Source organism: Roseateles sp. So40a (assembly GCF_048081605.1).
In the GTDB taxonomy this organism is placed as follows: domain Bacteria; phylum Pseudomonadota; class Gammaproteobacteria; order Burkholderiales; family Burkholderiaceae_C; genus Roseateles.
This window is the reverse complement of record NZ_CP182288.1, coordinates 807,849-824,232: the sequence shown is the minus strand read 5'-3', so window position 1 is coordinate 824,232 and position 16,384 is coordinate 807,849. Positions and strand designations below refer to the sequence as shown.

Sequence of the window (16,384 nt, the reverse complement as noted above, 5' to 3'; positions counted from 1 at the left end):
GGGCCTCAGGAAACGATCTTGCGGTCGCGCAGCGCGGCGATCTGCTCGGCGCTCAGGCCGATCTCGCGCAGCACCTCGTCGGTGTCGCCGCCCAGTCGCGGCGCGCTGCGGCGCACGGCGCCGGGCGTGCCCATCAGCTTGGGCACGATGCCGGGCACGTCGATCTCGTGACCATCGCGGGTCTGCTGGCGCAGGATCATGTCGCGGGCGCGGAAGTGCGGGTCCTCGACGATGTCCCTGGCCGTGTAGACGCGGCCGGCGGGCACGCTGGCCTCGGCCAGCGGCGCGAGCACCTCGTCGACGGTGCGGGTCCCGGCCCAGGCGCCGATGGCGGCGTCGATCTCCTCGACACGCGCCACGCGGCCAGCGTTGTTGGCCAAGGCCTCGTCGTTGGCCAGGTCGTCCCGGCCGATGACCTGCATCAGGCGCTTGAAGATCGAATCGCCGTTGCCCGCGATCAGCACGACGCCGTCCGCGCACGGATAGGCGTTGGACGGTGCGATGCCGGGCAGCGCGGAGCCCGCCGGGCCGCGCACCGCGCCGAAGGCGCTGTACTCGGGGATCAGGCTTTCCATCACGTTGAGCACGGCCTCGGTCAGCGCGACATCGATGACCTGCCCGCGCCCGCCGTTGACCTTGCGGTGGTAGAGCGCGGTGAGCACGCCGATGGTGCCGTGGAGCGCGGCGAGCGTGTCGCCGATGGAGATGCCGCAGCGCACCGGCACGCGGCCGGCCTCGCCGGTGAGATGGCGCAGGCCGCCCATGGCCTCGCCGATCACGCCGAAGCCGGGCAGGTCGCGGTAGGGACCGGTCTGCCCGTAGCCGCTGATGCGCAGCATGATGAGGCCGGGGTTGTCGCGGGCGAGTTCCTCATAGGACATGCCCCAGCCCTCGAGCGTGCCGGGGCGGAAATTCTCGATGAGCACGTCGGCCTCGGCGATCAGCGCGCGGGCGATGTCCTGGCCGTCCTTCTGGCGGAGGTCGAGCGCGATGGAGCGCTTGTTGCGGGACTGGACCTGCCACCAGACGGAGGTGCCGTCCTGGATCATTCGCCAGTTGCGCAGCGGGTCGCCGCTCCCGGGGGCCTCGATCTTGACGACGTCGGCGCCGAAGTCGCCGAGCGTCTTGCCGGCGAAGGGTCCGGCGATGAGCTGGCCCATCTCGACGACGCGCAATCCTTGCAGCGCCTGCAAACCGTCCATGGTCCGTGTCTCCTGATACGTCTGGGTATTGGGAGCGGATTCTGGGAAGGTCCGGCCCCGGCGGGAATGCCGGAGTGGCGGCGACTGCTTTCACGGATCGCGAAAGCGGGGTGGGGTTAGCCCGGTTCGCTCCCCCTAGGCGCACAGATGATCAATGAACACCCGCACATGCCTTGGCAGCGCATCGAGGTCGCGCACGCCGATGAGCAGCGTGCGGTCGGACCAGGGCTCGTCCAGCGCGATGCGGCGCAGGTTCAACGGCTTGAGCAGCGGCTCCACCGCCACGTCCGGCAGCACCGCGATCCCCATGCCCGCCGCCACCATCCGGCACATCGCGTCGAAGCTGCGCACCTGGATGCGGTTCTTCAGGCGCCGGCCCAGCTTCTCGGTCTCCATCTCCAGCCGCTTGTGCAGCGACGTCGCCTTGGCCAGCGTCACGAAGTCGTACTCCACCGCCTGCTCCCACCTCGCCGCCTTGCGCCGCGTCAGCGGGTGACCCGCCGGCGCCACCAGCACCAGCCGGTCCCGCCGGTAGTTCAGGACATGCAGCCCCAGCGCCGGCGTGCGGTCCGCGAAGATGCCCAGGTCCGCCCGCCCATCCAGCACCGCCACCACGATCTCGTGGCTGTCCGCCTCCTCCAGCTCGATCCGGATGCGCGGGTTGTCGCGACCGAAGGCCGACACCTGCGCCGGCAGGAACTGCGTCACCGCCGAGGTGTTCGCCCACAGCCGCACCACACCGGTCAGCCCCGACGCGTAATCGGACAGGTCCGCCGTCATCTGATCCACGTCGCTGAGGATGCGCTGCGCGTGACGCTGCAGCGCCAGCCCCGCCTCGGTCAGCGTCACGCCGCGCGAGTGCCGCTCCAGCAGCGTCGTGCCCAGCGAATGCTCGAGATCGCTCAAGCGCTTGCTGGCCGCACCGACCGCGAGCGCGGCCAGCGCCGCCCCCTTGCTGATGCTGCCCGTGCGGGCCACCAGCGCGAAGAGCGACAACGAGACGAGATCGACACGATGCAGGTTCATGGCCGGCGCAGTATCCATCCGTATCCAGGGGCCCGCTAACATCGCGCCCGATGCTGAATAGAGTCTCCTTCCGCCAGATGCTGCTGATCGGCTTCCTGTCGATCGCCGGCCTCCTCGCCGCCGCGTCGCTGGGCGGCCTCCTGACGCTGGAGCGTCTGACCATGCAGAGCCGCGAGGCCGTCGTGCGCGCCGCGCGCATGAGCAGCGAGGTCCAGCAGCTCGGCGACCGCGGCGTCAGCATGGAACGCGCCGCGCGCCAGTACGCCGTGCTCGAGGACCACGCGCTGCGCCAACGCTTCGAGGAGGACGCCGACGACGCCGAGCGCCTGCTCGCGCTGCTGCGCGCCCAGGGCCTCACCAGCACGCCACTCGGCGGATGGAAGGCCAAGCTCGACGAGATCCGCGCGCTGATGGACACGCCGCGCGCGATCAACGCCCGCAAGCGCGAGACCGATCTCATGACGCGCTTTCGCGAGCTCGGCGGACTGACCGGCGCGCTCGCCGACGATGTGCGCCGCCATGCCGAGACCAGCAACCGCGTGCTCCAGGACAAGCTCGAGAACGGCCGCGTGCTGCTGGGCCAGCAGGTGCTCGGCGCGATCGCCGTCGCGGCGCTGCTGTCGGTGATCTTCGGCATCTTCCTGACCCGCCCGCTGCGCCGCCTGGCCCGCGCGATCAAGGGACTGGGCGAGAACCGCCTGGACGACCGCATCGAAATCCCCGGCCCCGCCGATTTGCGCGTGCTCGGCCAGCGCCTGGACTGGCTGCGGCTGCGGCTGGCGGAACTCGATGCCGACAAGGCGCGTTTCCTGCGGCATGTCTCGCATGAGCTCAAGACGCCGCTGGCCGCGCTGCGCGAGGGCACCGCGCTGCTGGAGGACGAGGTCGCCGGTCCGCTCAACGCCAAGCAGAAGGAAGTGGCCCGCATCCTGCGCGACAACACCGCCGTGCTGCAGCGCCAGATCGAGGATCTGCTGCGTTTCAACGCCGCGGCCTTCGAGGCCCGCGACCTCAAGCCCCGCCGCACCGAGCTCATGTCCCTGATCCAGGGCACGATCGATCACCAGCGGCTGCAATGGCAGGCACGCGGATTGCACATCCGTCTGTCCGGCGGACCGCTGGAAGCGGACATCGACCCGGCCAAGATCGGCGCGGCCATCGGCAACCTGCTCTCCAATGCGATACGCTTCGCCCCGCCCGGCGGCCACGTCGACATCGACCTCGCGCGCCAGGGCGGCCAGCTCACCATCGACCTGCGCGACGACGGACCGGGGGTCGCGCCGGCGGACCAGGCCCGCATCTTCGAACCGTTCTACCGCGGCGAGCGCCAGCCCGATGACGCCCTCAAGGGCACCGGCATCGGGCTGTCCATCGTCAACGAATACATCGCCGCCCACGGCGGCCACATCGACCTGCTGCCCGCCGACCAGGGCGCCCATTTCAGAATCACGCTGCCATGCGCCCACTCGCCCCGGTTCCTGAAGTCCAACGCCGCCTGAAGGCCCTGGCCGCTGTCGGCGGCCTCGGCGCGCTCCTGCTCACCGGCTGCGCGCAGCAGCCGCCCAGGACCATCGTCAAGGAAGTGCGCGTCGAAGTGCCCGTGCAGGTGCCCGTCGTCGCGCCCACCGACAACGCCGCGCGCATCGTGCTCAACGCCAACGACCGGCTGCGCCAGCTCAGCCCGCTGGAGCTCGCGCAGGAAGTCGCGCCGCGCGACGACGCCGCGCTCGCGCCCGGCGCGGCGGTGCAGCTCGCGCTGGCCCTCATGTTCAGCCACAACACCGGCGAGACCTTCCGCGCGCAGACGCTGCTCGACCAGGTGCTGCGCGACGCGCGGCCCGAGGCCAACGAATGGCGGCCGATCGCGCAGTTCCTCGTGGACCGCGTCGCGGAGCAGCGCCGGCTCGAGGACCAGCTCGACAAGGCCACCACCGGCCGCAACGACCTGCAGCGCCGCCTGGACGAGGCCAACCGCAAGCTCGAGGCGCTCAAGGCGATCGAACGCAGCCTGGGCGGCCCGCGCTCGTCGCTGGACAAGCCATGAGCAGCGGCGCGCGACTCCTGATCGTCGACGACGACGCCGACCTGCTCAAGCTCCTGTCGATGCGGCTCGAGGCCGCCGGTTACGAGGTCACCGCGGTGGCCAGCGCCGAGGCGGCGCTGGCGCAGCTCGACGTGCAGCGGCCCGCGCTGGTGCTCAGCGACGTGCAGCTGCCCGGCATGGACGGCCTGGCGCTGTTCAACGTGATCCGCGAGCGTCACCCCGCCCTCCCCGTCATCCTGCTGACCGCGCACGGCACCATCCCCGACGCCGTCGCCGCGACCGCGCAGGGCGTCTACACCTACCTGACCAAGCCCTTCGACGGCCGCGCGCTGCTCGACACCATCGCGCAAGCCCTGACCCTGACGGCCGTGCACCGCGACGACAGCGCCGACCAGGCCTGGCGCGAGTCCATCGTCAGCCGCTCCAACGTGATGGCCGAGGTGCTGGCCGAGGCGCGACTCGTCGCGGCCTCGCAGGCGCCGGTGCTGATCCGCGGCGAGAGCGGCTCGGGCAAGGAGCTGCTCGCCCGCGCGATCCACGCCGCCAGCCCGCGCGCCCAACGGCCCTTCGTCGCGGTGAACTGCGGCGCGATCCCAGAGCCGCTGCTGGAGTCCGAGCTCTTCGGCCACGTCAAGGGCGCCTTCACCGGCGCGCTGGCCAACCACCGGGGCCTGTTCCAGGCGGCCGACGGCGGCACGCTGCTGCTCGACGAGATCGGCGACATGCCCATGCCGCTGCAGGTCAAGCTGCTGCGCGTGCTGCAGGAACACCAGGTGCGGCCCGTCGGCGCCAGCGCCTCGGTCCCGATCGACGTGCGCATCCTCTCGGCGACCCACCGCGACCTCGAGGCCGCGCTGGCCGAGGGCCAGTTCCGCGAGGACCTCTACTACCGGCTCAATGTCGTGAGCCTCACGCTGCCCAGCCTCGACGTCCGCCGCGAGGACATCCCGCTGCTGGCCCAGCACTTCCTGCAGAAGCTCGCGACCAAGTACGACAAGCGCCTGAACGGCTTCGCCCCCGATGCGCTCAAGGCGCTGACGATGGCGGCCTGGCCGGGCAACGTGCGCCAGCTCCACAACGTCGTCGAGCAGGTCAGCGCGCTGGCCACCTCGCCGCTGATTCCGCTCTCGCTGGTGCAGCGGGCGCTGCGCTCGCCCAGCATCGAAGTACTTCCTTACGCCGAGGCGCGACAGCGCTTCGAGCGCGAGTACCTGGTGGGGCTGCTCAAGCTCACCGACGGCAACGTCGCCGATGCCGCACGGCTTGCCGACCGCAATCGCACGGAGTTCTACCGCTTGCTGCAGCGCAACGGACTCGAGCCCTCGATGTTCCGAGCCGAAGGGCCTGTCGCCGATTAGCGACAGGAAAAGTCGTTGTGAATCAACGACTTAACAAACCGGGTGGGGAACGCGTCGCCACCCGGCGACAGAAAATCCGGTGTGCGGCAGCGCACCAACGACGCAAGTCTTTGATTTAAAAGACATTTCCCATGTGGCACAGGCCTTGCAACAGGTCAGCCACATGAGAAATATTCACACCCCTTCCTCTCGGGTCCTCATCCAGGCGGCCAGTGCCCGCCTCCAGGCCGACCAGCGTCGGTGGATGGGGACGTTCCTCGGACTGGCCCTCGGCGCCGCGCTGCTGGCAGCGGGCTCGGCGGCCCACGCCTTCGGCTTTGACGAGGTCGCCGAGCGCGCCAAGGCCCTCGCGGCCAAGCCCTATGTCGCGCCGCCGGACAACCTGCCGGCCGAGCTCAAGAAGCTCAACTACGACCAGATGCGCGACATCCGCTTCAAGCCGGATCGCGCGCTGTGGCGCCAGGAGAAGCTGCCCTTCGAGCTGATGTTCTTCCACCTGGGCCATTACCAGACCCAGGCGGTGCGCATCCACGAGATCGTGGGCGGCGAGGACCGGCCGGTCCCGTTCAAGCGCGAGAACTTCGACTACGGCAAGAACAGCCAGCTCGCGCCGGCCAAGTGGGGCGACGTCGGCTACGCGGGCTTCCGCGCGCATTACCACCTGAACAACGACAAGTACAAGGACGAGCTGGCCGTCTTCCTCGGCGCGAGCTACTTCCGCGTGCTCGGCGCCAATCAGCATTACGGGCTCTCGGCCCGCGGCCTGGCCATCGACACCGTCGGCGGCAAGGGCGAGGAATTCCCCCGCTTCAGCGAGTTCTGGATCGAGCGCCCCACCGCCGACGCCAAGTCGCTGACGGTGCATGCGCTGATGGACTCGCCCAGCGTGAGCGGCGCCTACACCTTCGTCATCAAGCCCGGCGCGGAAACGGTCGTCGAGACCCGCGCCCGGCTCTTCCTGCGCAAGCCCGTCGCCACGCTGGCGCTGGCGCCGCTGACCTCGATGTACCTCTTCGGCGAGAACCAGCCGCAGAAGGGCGACTTCCGTCCCGAGGTCCATGACAGCGACGGCCTGATGGTCGCCAGCGCGAGCGGCGAGTGGATCTGGCGCCCGCTGATCAACCCGGACGGCACGCTGACCACCTCGTTCGCGCTGCCCGGCGTGAAGGGCTTCGGCCTGATGCAGCGCGATCGCAAGTTCTCCAGCTACGAGGACACCGAGGCGCGTTATGAGATGCGGCCCTCCGCCTGGGTCGAACCCACGAGCGACTGGGGCCCGGGCCGCGTGGAGCTGATGTCGCTGCACACGCCCGACGAGACCCACGACAACATCGTCGCGTACTGGGTGCCGGCCAAGCAGCCCGCGCCGGGCCAGCCGCTGGACTACTCGTACCGCCTGCGCCTGCAGGGCGAGCAGCAGCAGCGCCCGCCCGGCGCCTGGGCCGTGCAGAGCCGCACCGGCTACAGCTACGCCAAGCTCGACAAGAACGAGCAGCAGTTCATCGTCGACTTCGAAGGCCCGTCGCTCGCCGCGCTGCCGGCCGGGGCCGAGGTCAAGGCCATCGCCAGCACCAACGCCAACGGCGAGGTGACCGAGGTCAACGCGTATCCGAACCCGGTGACCGGCGGCTGGCGCATGGCCGTCCGCGTCAAGCAGTTGCGCCCCGGTCAATCGACCGAGCTGCGCGGCTTCCTGCAGACCAAGCAACAGGTCCTGACCGAGACCTGGAGCCTGATTCTTCCTCCCCAGTGAAGGAGCACGACATGACCGAATCCTTCCGCGCCCCTGGCGCCCTGCCGGCCGCGGTGGCCGCACCGGGCCCCGTCGGTCCCAGCGCGCCCGCCATCAAGCGCGGCGCGATGGTGCCGCGGGCCTGGGGCCAGCGCACGCCGCCCGTCGAGGCCTTGCCCGACGCCCAGCCGCCCGAGGACTGGGAGCTGGCCGCCAAGCGCCGCCGCAACGCGCTCAAGCTGTCCATCGCCGGCGCGACCGGCCTGGCGACCACGGTGCTCTGGGAAACGCACAACGGCTGGGCCAGCGATCCGTGGGCCTTCGCGCTGCAATGCGTGCACCTGGGGCTGTTCGCGCTGCTGTTCGCCTGGGTCAGCGCAGGTTGCGTCACCGCGGTGATGGGCTTCTGGGTCATGCTGCGCGGCGACAGGCACGCCATCAGCATCAAGGACGCCGGTAACGACGCGCTGGGCGCGGACGCGCGGACCGCGCTGGTCATGCCCATCTGCAACGAGGACGTGACGAGCGTCTTCGCCGGCCTGCGCGCCAGCTGCGAATCACTGGCCGCGGCGGGCGCGCTGCGTCTGTTCGACGTCTACATCCTGTCCGACAGCTCCGACCCGGAGTGCCGCACGCAGGAGCTGGCCGCCTGGGCGGAGCTGCGCGCGCAGTTCGCCGGTCGCGGCCGCATCCATTACCGCTGGCGCCAGCGCCGCGTGAAGAAGAAGGCCGGCAACGTGGCCGACTTCTGCCGCCGCTGGGGCCGCAACTACCGCTACATGGTCGTGCTCGATGCCGACAGCGTCATGAGCGGCGATTGCCTGCTGGGCCTGGTGCGCCTGATGGAGAAGCATCCGCGGGCCGGCATCCTGCAGGCGGCCAACCAGGTCTGCGGCCACGACACGCCGCACGCCCGCGCCCAGCAGTTCGCGAGCCGCGTGACGGGTCGCCTGTTCGCGGCCGGCATGCAGTTCTGGCAGCTCGGCGAGGCGCATTACTGGGGCCACAACGCGATCATCCGCGTCGAGCCTTTCATGAAGCATTGCGCGCTGGCGCCGCTGCGGGGCAAGGAGATCATGTCCCACGACTTCGTCGAGGCCGCGCTGATGCGCCGCGCCGGCTACCAGGTGTGGCTGGTGGCGGACCTGCCGGGCTCGTACGAGCAACAGCCGCCGCACCTGCTGGCGGAGCTCCAACGTGATCGCCGCTGGTGCCAGGGCAACATCCAGAACGCCGGCCTGATTGCCGAACCCGGCCTGCACGGCGTTCACCGCGCGATGCTGGTGACGGGCGCGCTGTCCTACCTGGCCGCGCCGCTGTGGCTGCTCTACGTGGGCCTGGGCGTGCTGCTCTGGAACGTCGGCGGCAGTGACGCCTTCCAGCCCTTCACCGAAGACGGCGCGCTGGCGCCGGGCGTGGCCGCGCTGTGGCTGGGCACGATCGGCATGCTGGTGCTGCCGCGTCTGCTGTCGGTGGCCGCGCTGATCCTGCGCGGCGAGCAGTCGCAATACGGCGGCTCGCTGAAGCTGCTGGCGTCGTGCGCGGTGGAAGCCGGCATGTCGCTGCTGCAGGCGCCGCTGCGCATGGTGGCGCATTCGATCTTCTGCGTGGTCGCGCTGACGGGGATCTCGCTGGAATGGAAGTCCCCGCCGCGGGCCGCCGAGGATGTGTCCTGGCGCGAGGCCTTCGCCGCCTACGGCCGCATCAGCGCGGTGACCGCCGCGATCGCCGTGGCCATCGGGGTGACGAGCCCGTCCACGCTGATCTGGGTCGCGCCGATCGCGCTGCCGCTGCTGCTGGCCGCGCCAATCACCGTGCTGTCCAGCCGCTCGCGACTGGGCGAGCGCCTGCGCGCCGCGGGGCTCCTGGTCATCCCCGAGGAAAGCCGCACGCCGACCGTGCTGAGCAACGCCTGGGCGTACAGCCGCCAGGAACGCCATCTCCCGGGCTTCTCCGACCTGATCGCGAGCCGCCGCCTGACGGCGCTCGCCGCCGAGGCCATGGGGCGACGCGAGCTGGGCCACGGCGTGCGCGCACGAGTCCGCGGTCGCCAGATCGACACGCTGACCGCGCAACCGGGCGCGTTGGAAGCGATGTCCAACGCCGAGCGCATGCGCTTCCTGAGCGAGCCGGGGCATCTGCTCCAGCTGACGCAGCCGCTGCGTCCCACGACCTTCACCGAGGTCCGCCCGGACCTGCGCCTGGCAGCCTGAGGCAACGTGCAGGAACACCCTGCCGACCCGGGATCCGTTTCATCGAGTCATGGCGATGAAGCGTGTCCCGGGTTCGGTGGCGGTTCCGGACTGCCCCCCTCGCCCGCGAAGCGGGAGAGGGGTGGGGGTGAGGGCTCGCGGAAGTCCTCAGCTTGATTTCCCAGACCGCCCAGTGCCCTGCGCAGAGCCCTCACCCCCACCCCTCTCCCGCTTCGCGGGCGAGGGGCTGATGGATCCCCGGCTTCTCCGCCCTTCTGTGGACAGCTCAGTTACATCGGATCGCGCTCGTAGGCTCTGACGTTCTGAGGCAGCGACACCCACGGGTGCATGCGACAGGTGTAGACCGAGTCCTGCGGCGGCGGGAAATCCGGATCCGCGAAGGCGCCGACCGCCACCCCCACCGAGCCCTCGACGCCTTCTTCCGTGTGGAAGACGCTGGTGCCGCAGCAGGGACAGAAGTGGAATCGGAACAGGGCGCCCTCATCGCCAGCTCTCACAAACTCCGTGGCGACGCCGATCACCTCGTAAGGCTCGGCGAATGCGGCGAGCGCCGCGAACACACTGCCCGTGCGGCGCTGACACGCCAGGCAATGGCAGAGGCCCGTTCCCAAGGGCTCTCCCTGCACCACGATCTTCAATTGGCCGCAACTGCACGAGGCGGTACGTGAAGCCATTCGATCACCTCCCTGGAGACCGGTGTGGAGCGGCCATGCTAAGCCCGCCTTCCCCGCCCTGGCTACAAGGCTGAGACATCGTTGCCACACCGACATGAATCCGCGTCCCCTCTGTGAGGGATGCGCGCAGGCAGACCGATTGCTCTGAAAGCGCCCCGCTACATCGACCAGAGCCGCGGCGGTTGACCGTCCAGGCCCCATAGGGCCTGCCGCCAGGCCGCCCAGCAGCGGCGCAACAGCATCGAGACCGGCTCCACGACCGGCCCCACCACGCGGACCACGAGCACGCCGTCCTGCGCCGCGGTCGCTCCCGCGCTCAGGCGCAGCGGATCCGCCTCGATCAGCGCCCGCACCGCGTCCAACGCGTGCTCCCGACGCGTCCGCTCGATTGCCGTGCCGGCCGCGAAGACCAGCGTGCCCAGGCAGCGGTGCCCGGCCAGGCCGAGCTCGCCCTCCATCAGCGTCGCATCGGCCGCGTCCAGCAGGCCGCGCTCCAACCAGACGCCGGGAATCTCCAGGTGCTGCTGGAAACGCCCCGTCGTGAAGGGCTGCCCCGCTCCCGGCAAGCCGAGCGCGGTGACGTCCCACGCGAGCAGCTCCGCGGTCGGCGCCAGGCTGAAGCTCGCCTCGTTGAGCGCCACGCAGCCCGGATAGGCGATCGCCTCCAGCGGCAGCCATTCCAGCCTCGCGCCATCGCCCAGCATCGCGTGCACGCGCTGTGTCGCCCAGGTTCCGGTCGGACTGCGATAGAAGCGCGTCGCCCCCGGCGTCGTCACCAGCGCATGCGCGCCCTCGCCCACCGACACCGCGATGTCCAGCGTGTCCCCGCCCACCAGCCCGCTGGGCGGATGCACCAGCACGCTGTGGCAGATCGCATCGCCTTCCGGATACAGGCTCTTGAGCAGGCGCAAGGGGCCTTCGTGCTCGTGGCTGACGACGCACCGGCCGCGATCGACGCGGTAATCGGCGCGCAGCCGCGCCAGCCATTGCTTGTCGATCGGGGACAGCGATTCAATCGTCATTTCGGCACGGTGGTCCAGGCGTAATCGAGCCAATTGTCGGCCCGATGCACGACCTTGACACCCTGGCGCGTCGCCCAGGGGGCGGCCTGACGATGCAGCGGCAACACGTGGATCTGATCGCGGTACTCCTGCAGCGCGGACTTGACCAGCTGCTCGCGCTTGGCCGGGTCCGATTCCATCGAAGACGCGGCCGCCAGTTGATCGAACTTGGCATCCCTGGATCGGCCGTAGTTGTAGTAGCCAGCGCCGGAGGGCTTGTCCTCGCTGCGGTAGACCGGTGTGAGGATGGTCTCCGCATCGGTGATCGCGCCGCCCCAGCCCATCAGGTAAAGGCTGGTCTCGTAGCGCTCGAGCTTGGGAAAGTACAGCACCCGCGGCATCGCGTTGACCTTCACCTTGACCTTGAGCTGCGCCCACATCGACGCCAGCGCCAGGCAGATGGCCTCGTCGTTGACATAGCGGTTGTTGGAACAGTCGAGCGTCACCTCGAAGCCATCGCCATAACCGGCCTCGGCCATCAGCTTGCGCGCGGCGGCGATGTCGAAGGGCAGCCGGGTTTCCAGCGACGCATCATTGAACGCGCCCAGCGGCGACGGGGTGAGCCCGCCCGTGGGCTGCGACAGCCCGTTCATGAGCCGCTTGTGGATCGCGTCGATGTCGATGGCTTGATACATCGCGCGGCGCACGCGCAGGTCCTGGAACGGGTTCTTGCCGTTGGGCGCGCGGCCATAGACGAGCGTGTCGCGGGCCTGGTCCATGCCGACGAAGATGATGCGGTTCTCCAGGCCCTCGATCACCTGGACGCCGGGCGTGGCGCGCAGCCGCGGCACATCGCGCGGCGCCGGGTCGAGCAGCAGGTCGATCTCGCCCGACACCAGCGCCGCGAGCCGTGTCGCGTCGTTGGAGATCGGGGTGAACTGCACTTCCTGCACGTTGCCCTCGAAGCGGCCCCACCAATTCGGATTGCGCTTGTAGACGGTGCGGATGCCGGGTTGGCGACGGACCAGCATGAAGGGGCCGGTGCCGTTGGTGTTGAAGCTGGCGAAGCTTTCCTCGTTGTCCTTGAAGCTGAGCGGGCGCGTGACCTTGTGCTGCTCGCTCCAGGACTTGCTCATGATGAAGAGCAGATCCAGGTGCTGCAGGAAGATGGGGTTGAAGCGGGGCTGGGTGATCTCGACGGTGAGTTCGTCGATCTTGCGCGCGGTGCCCACGGCGTTGGCGTAGACGGCCACCTGCGAGGTCGGCGCCTTGGCGCGTTGCAGCGAGAAGACCACGTCATCGGCGGTGAATGGAGAGCCGTCGTGGAACTTGACGTTGGGGCGGAGCTTGAAGCGCCAGACCAGGGGGCTCACCTGGGTCCATTCGGAGGCAAGACCCGGCACGATGTTGAGCTGCTTGTCGCGAGCGGTGAGGCGCTCGTAGACCTGCGAGTTCATGCCGTTGGTGAGGCTCTCGTTCTGGGAATGCGGGTCCTTCGTCTGCGCGTCGCCCTGGCTGGCCCAGCGCAGGGTCTGCGCCAGGGCTGGCGAGGATCCGCCGATGATTCCCCCGATCACGCCGACGCACAGCGCCAGCCGCATGAGCTTGTGGGCCATCCCGCTCTCCCGACGTCCATCTGATGTCGGGGGAGTGTAGGCAGCCCGCGCTCAGCGGGAGGTCGGGGTCTTTCCGGACCCCAGTTGGCGGTCGGACGAGGCTTCTCGACTTGGTTTGCGCTCGAGGTCGAACAGATCAGCGTAGTAGGCCCGCGCGTTCATGAGCGTCCTGCGACGGGCTTCCATCAACACCAAGTGAAGGGGAATCTTCTTCTGCATGCGACACCTCCAGTGTCAGAAATGGAAAGGAATGAATTTCAATGGACGGCGATTCCAACGCTGCCCATCGAGCGGTCTGAATGCGACACCACCGCGCGATCTGCTCGACGGTCCCTTTGGGCGCGCGAACATCAAAGAACAGCCGTTGCGCCTCTTTCCGATCGATCACGAAGGAATGAGACGGGTAGCTGTAAACGAGTTGCCAGACACCTGTCGGGGTGATGTTCTGCCCTTTGAGCGCAAGACGCTCGCCGTATGCACTGGCCACGCTCATCGCTCGCGACATCGCAACGAGATTCACCGGATCGACCTGCTCCGAAATCGGCTGATAGATGCCGCCGACAAAGTGGGCAGCGGCGAGTGCGGCCCTCTCCAGCGACAGCCCCTGTGCCTTCAAAGCTTCGATCGACTCGGCCAGCCGCTGAAGTTGCTGGGGCCAGAGTGCGCCCAGGGTCTCACTGAATTCCAGCGCCGAACCTTGTCCCGTGGATTCATTCGCACGCGGAACCTGCATGTCCAAAGGGCCGAGCTCGCCGAGGTCATCCATGTGAAGCACGGAGGCCCCAAGGATGACCAGGGTCCCCGCGCTCTTGCAGTAGCGAGGGACCAAGGCTTCGACACGCTCGTAATGCGCACCGAGGGCCCGCGCGATACGAAAAGCCGCGTGAGGATCTCCGCCCGGCGTGTCCAGGACAACCATCACTTGCCTGCTCTTCTGCCGCGCCTCAAGCAACGCGCTCAAGCGCTCGTAACCCTCCACCGTGATCGGTCCCGCGTACGTGACCACATCAAACGGAGGAACCAGGTCCTCCGCGGCTGGCCCAGGACCATCATTCGCCGCGTCGGCGGCGGGCGCCGCCTCCTTCAACAGAACTGCCATCGCTGACCTCCAGCGCCTGACTTCGGCGCGAGGTCCGCATCTTCGGGTGACCCGTTCGAGCACGCCATGGCCTCAACCAGCAGAGATGCGCCTCGAACCTGGGGCGCGAATACTCAAGCGAGTCGGCGCCTCCTACTGGAACGAGTGGGCAAGCGCCGCATCGCCTCTCCCGAGGCGATGCGCGGACCTCACTTCGCCGGCGCCTGCCAGAGCTCGTCCAGCCGCTGGAAGCCCCAGGTCGCCGGGTCCTCGCGGCCGATGATCCGGTCCGACGCCCCCGCGCTCGACAGATCCAGCACCTGCGTCGGGATCGGCATCTGCGACTTCGTCGAATAGAACACCCGCACCCGCGGCGCCGTCAGCGCTGTCACGTTCTGCTCCAGCACCACCGCCAGCTTGCCCGATTGCAGCTTCACCAGCGTGCCCACCGGATAGATGCCCACGCACTTCACGAAGGCCTGGAACACCCGCGGATCGAAATGCCCCGTCCACTGCGCCATCCGCGCCAGCGACGACGCCGGATCCCACGCGTTCTTGTAGGGCCGGTTCGACGTGATCGCGTCGTACACGTCGCACACCGCGCCCATGCGCGACAGCAGGCTGATCTGCTCGCCCGCCAGCTTGCCCGGATACCCGGTGCCATCCATCTTCTCGTGATGCCGCAAGGCCACGTCCAGCGCCGCCGGCGGCACCGACGTGCCTTCCTTCAGCATCTCGAAACCGCGCGTCGGGTGATCGCGCATGATCGCGAACTCGTCGTCGGTCAGCGCGCCGGGCTTGTTCAGCACGTTCAGCGGCATCGCCATCTTGCCGATGTCGTGCAGCAGACCGGCCAGGCCCGCCTCGCGCGTCTGCGCCTCGTCCAGGCCCATCTGCCGAGCCAGCGACACCATCAGCGCGCACACCGCCACCGAGTGCATATACGTGTAATCGTCCTTGGTCTTCAGCCGCGCCAGGCTGATCAGCGCCGACGGATTGCGCGCCACCGAGCTCGCGACCTCCTCCACCAGGGGCAGGCATTGCTCCGCGTCGATCGCCTTGCCCAGGCGCGCCTCGCCGAACAGGTTCATCACCGCGCGCTTGGAGCGCTGCACCACCTGCGTGGCGCGCTCCAGTTCCTCGCCCATCGACGCGGGCGCGGTGCTGGTGTCGATCCGCGGCGCGGACTCGATCACCGTCGGAGCCGCGGGCGGGTCAGGCACGGCCGGTGCAGGTGCAGGTGCCGCGGACGGACTGGCCAGCACGGCCTTGGGCGCCTCGGGCGCGTCCACGTCCAACCCCTTGGAGGAGTCGATCCAGCAAAAGGGCACCCCGCTGGCCTTGAGCGCCTTCAGATCCTCAGGATCCGTGAGGACGAACTTGGTCTTCCAGAACGGATGGGACAGCCACGACCCTTCCATTCCTTGCAGGTACATGCCCAGCTTCACGTCCGACGTGGGGATCTTCTTCAGCATGACTGGCGTTTTCGTCCAGGACAACACAGTATGGCGCCCTCCTTGGCGCACGCACAGTCAGACAAACATGAAAAAACCGCCCCCGGGGGCGGTTTGTCGCGGTGCCAACACCGCCGATCGCTGGAACCCGGGCTCGAGTTCACAGCCTGCCACGAATCACCGGAACCGCGATTGCGGGACTGTACGGAGTTCGGACGGCAAGCTTGCCAAGTATTGCGACAAAGTCTTCAGTTCCGCATGCGTGAACTGCTTGACCTGGCCCGCCATCACCGCATTGGTGCGTCCGTGGTACGGCTTGCCTTCCACCTGATAGGACTTCAGCGCCACGTACAGGTAGTCGGCGTGCTGGCCGGCGATCTTGGGATAGGTGCCGTCGATCGGCTTGCTGAAGTTGGCGCCGTGACAGCTCGCGCACGCGCCCTTGTCCAACAGCTTCTTCACGTCGGCCGGGGCCTCGACCGTGGCCGGGACCGCGTCGACCTTGGCCAGGCCGGCGTAGTACTCGGAGATCTCGGCGATGTCCTTGTCGCCCAGCGGCAGCGCGATGCCGCGCATCGTCGGGTGCTTGCGGTCGCCCTTGGCGTAGGCCGTCAGCGCCGCGGCGATGTACTTGGCGTTCTGGCCGGCGATCATCGGGACCTTGTGCACTTCCGGGAAGGTCGCCTGGTAACCCGGAATGCCGTGGCAGCCGATGCACATGGCCACCTTGGCCTGCACCGGTGCCTGCACCCCGCCCTGAGGGCCAGGTGTTGCGGCGCTGGTCGCCGCGGGGGTGGTCGTCGCGGGCGCTTGTCCCGGCGCGGGCGACGAAGGAGCGCTGGACTGAGCGGATACAACAAACGCACTACCGGCCAGCATCAACGCGAGGGAGATCTGCAGTTGTCTTCTCATGGTCCCGATCTTCGAGGATTTGGGGCGGCGCGATTATAGGGGGGGCCCTATATACTGGTTTTCACCGCTGCGCT

At 68.8% G+C, this 16,384-nt stretch carries 13 protein-coding genes; 5 read left to right on the top strand and 8 right to left on the bottom strand.

Annotated elements, in window-relative coordinates; translation table 11 throughout:
• Positions 1 to 5 precede the first annotated feature (5 nt).
• The gene (locus tag ACNI65_RS03805) at positions 6 to 1,202 is read right to left on the bottom strand and encodes a CaiB/BaiF CoA transferase family protein (protein ID WP_416761286.1); all 1,197 of its coding nucleotides are present in this window, start codon (positions 1,200 to 1,202) and stop codon (positions 6 to 8) included.
• 135 nt (positions 1,203 to 1,337) lie between these two features.
• The gene (locus ACNI65_RS03800; protein WP_416761285.1) at positions 1,338 to 2,228 is read right to left on the bottom strand and encodes a LysR substrate-binding domain-containing protein; all 891 of its coding nucleotides are present in this window, start codon (positions 2,226 to 2,228) and stop codon (positions 1,338 to 1,340) included.
• 50 nt (positions 2,229 to 2,278) lie between these two features.
• Here ACNI65_RS03800 and ACNI65_RS03795 point away from each other — a divergent pair, with 50 nt between their 5' ends.
• From ACNI65_RS03795 to mdoH, 5 genes are all read left to right on the top strand, one after another.
• Positions 2,279 to 3,727 (top strand): HAMP domain-containing sensor histidine kinase, encoded by a 1,449-nt coding sequence (locus ACNI65_RS03795; RefSeq protein WP_416761284.1) that lies wholly within the window; start codon positions 2,279 to 2,281, stop codon positions 3,725 to 3,727.
• Entirely contained in the window at positions 3,685 to 4,272 is a 588-nt protein-coding gene (locus tag ACNI65_RS03790; protein WP_416761283.1) for a hypothetical protein, read from the top strand. The genes ACNI65_RS03795 and ACNI65_RS03790 overlap by 43 nt, the downstream gene beginning before the upstream one ends.
• On the top strand, positions 4,269 to 5,630 hold the full coding sequence (locus tag ACNI65_RS03785; RefSeq protein ID WP_416761281.1) for a sigma 54-interacting transcriptional regulator: 1,362 nt from the start codon (positions 4,269 to 4,271) through the stop codon (positions 5,628 to 5,630). Before ACNI65_RS03790 ends, ACNI65_RS03785 begins: the two co-directional genes overlap by 4 nt.
• A 244-nt stretch (positions 5,631 to 5,874) precedes the next feature.
• On the top strand, positions 5,875 to 7,383 hold the full coding sequence (locus ACNI65_RS03780; RefSeq protein ID WP_416761279.1) for a glucan biosynthesis protein: 1,509 nt from the start codon (positions 5,875 to 5,877) through the stop codon (positions 7,381 to 7,383).
• A gap of 11 nt (positions 7,384 to 7,394) precedes the next feature.
• Positions 7,395 to 9,575: a glucans biosynthesis glucosyltransferase MdoH gene (gene mdoH, locus ACNI65_RS03775; RefSeq protein WP_416761278.1), complete on the top strand. Its 2,181-nt coding sequence runs from the start codon at positions 7,395 to 7,397 to the stop codon at positions 9,573 to 9,575.
• Positions 9,576 to 9,844: 269 nt separating this feature from the next.
• Here the strand turns inward: mdoH and ACNI65_RS03770 are convergent, their stop codons facing one another.
• The 6 genes from ACNI65_RS03770 to ACNI65_RS03745 form a co-directional block, all read right to left on the bottom strand.
• The gene (locus ACNI65_RS03770) at positions 9,845 to 10,249 is read right to left on the bottom strand and encodes a GFA family protein (RefSeq protein ID WP_416761277.1); all 405 of its coding nucleotides are present in this window, start codon (positions 10,247 to 10,249) and stop codon (positions 9,845 to 9,847) included.
• Between the two features lie 158 nt (positions 10,250 to 10,407).
• Positions 10,408 to 11,271, bottom strand: coding sequence for an urease accessory protein UreD (locus ACNI65_RS03765; RefSeq protein WP_416761275.1), 864 nt, complete (start codon positions 11,269 to 11,271; stop codon positions 10,408 to 10,410).
• Positions 11,268 to 12,866 (bottom strand): ABC transporter substrate-binding protein, encoded by a 1,599-nt coding sequence (locus ACNI65_RS03760; RefSeq protein WP_416761273.1) that lies wholly within the window; start codon positions 12,864 to 12,866, stop codon positions 11,268 to 11,270. The genes ACNI65_RS03765 and ACNI65_RS03760 overlap by 4 nt, the downstream gene beginning before the upstream one ends.
• A 136-nt stretch (positions 12,867 to 13,002) precedes the next feature.
• Positions 13,003 to 13,965: an SDH family Clp fold serine proteinase gene (locus ACNI65_RS03755; protein WP_416761272.1), complete on the bottom strand. Its 963-nt coding sequence runs from the start codon at positions 13,963 to 13,965 to the stop codon at positions 13,003 to 13,005.
• 188 nt (positions 13,966 to 14,153) lie between these two features.
• Positions 14,154 to 15,419, bottom strand: coding sequence for an HD-GYP domain-containing protein (locus tag ACNI65_RS03750; RefSeq protein WP_416761270.1), 1,266 nt, complete (start codon positions 15,417 to 15,419; stop codon positions 14,154 to 14,156).
• Positions 15,420 to 15,575: 156 nt separating this feature from the next.
• On the bottom strand, positions 15,576 to 16,310 hold the full coding sequence (locus ACNI65_RS03745; RefSeq protein WP_416761269.1) for a c-type cytochrome: 735 nt from the start codon (positions 16,308 to 16,310) through the stop codon (positions 15,576 to 15,578).
• Positions 16,311 to 16,384: the final 74 nt, after the last annotated feature.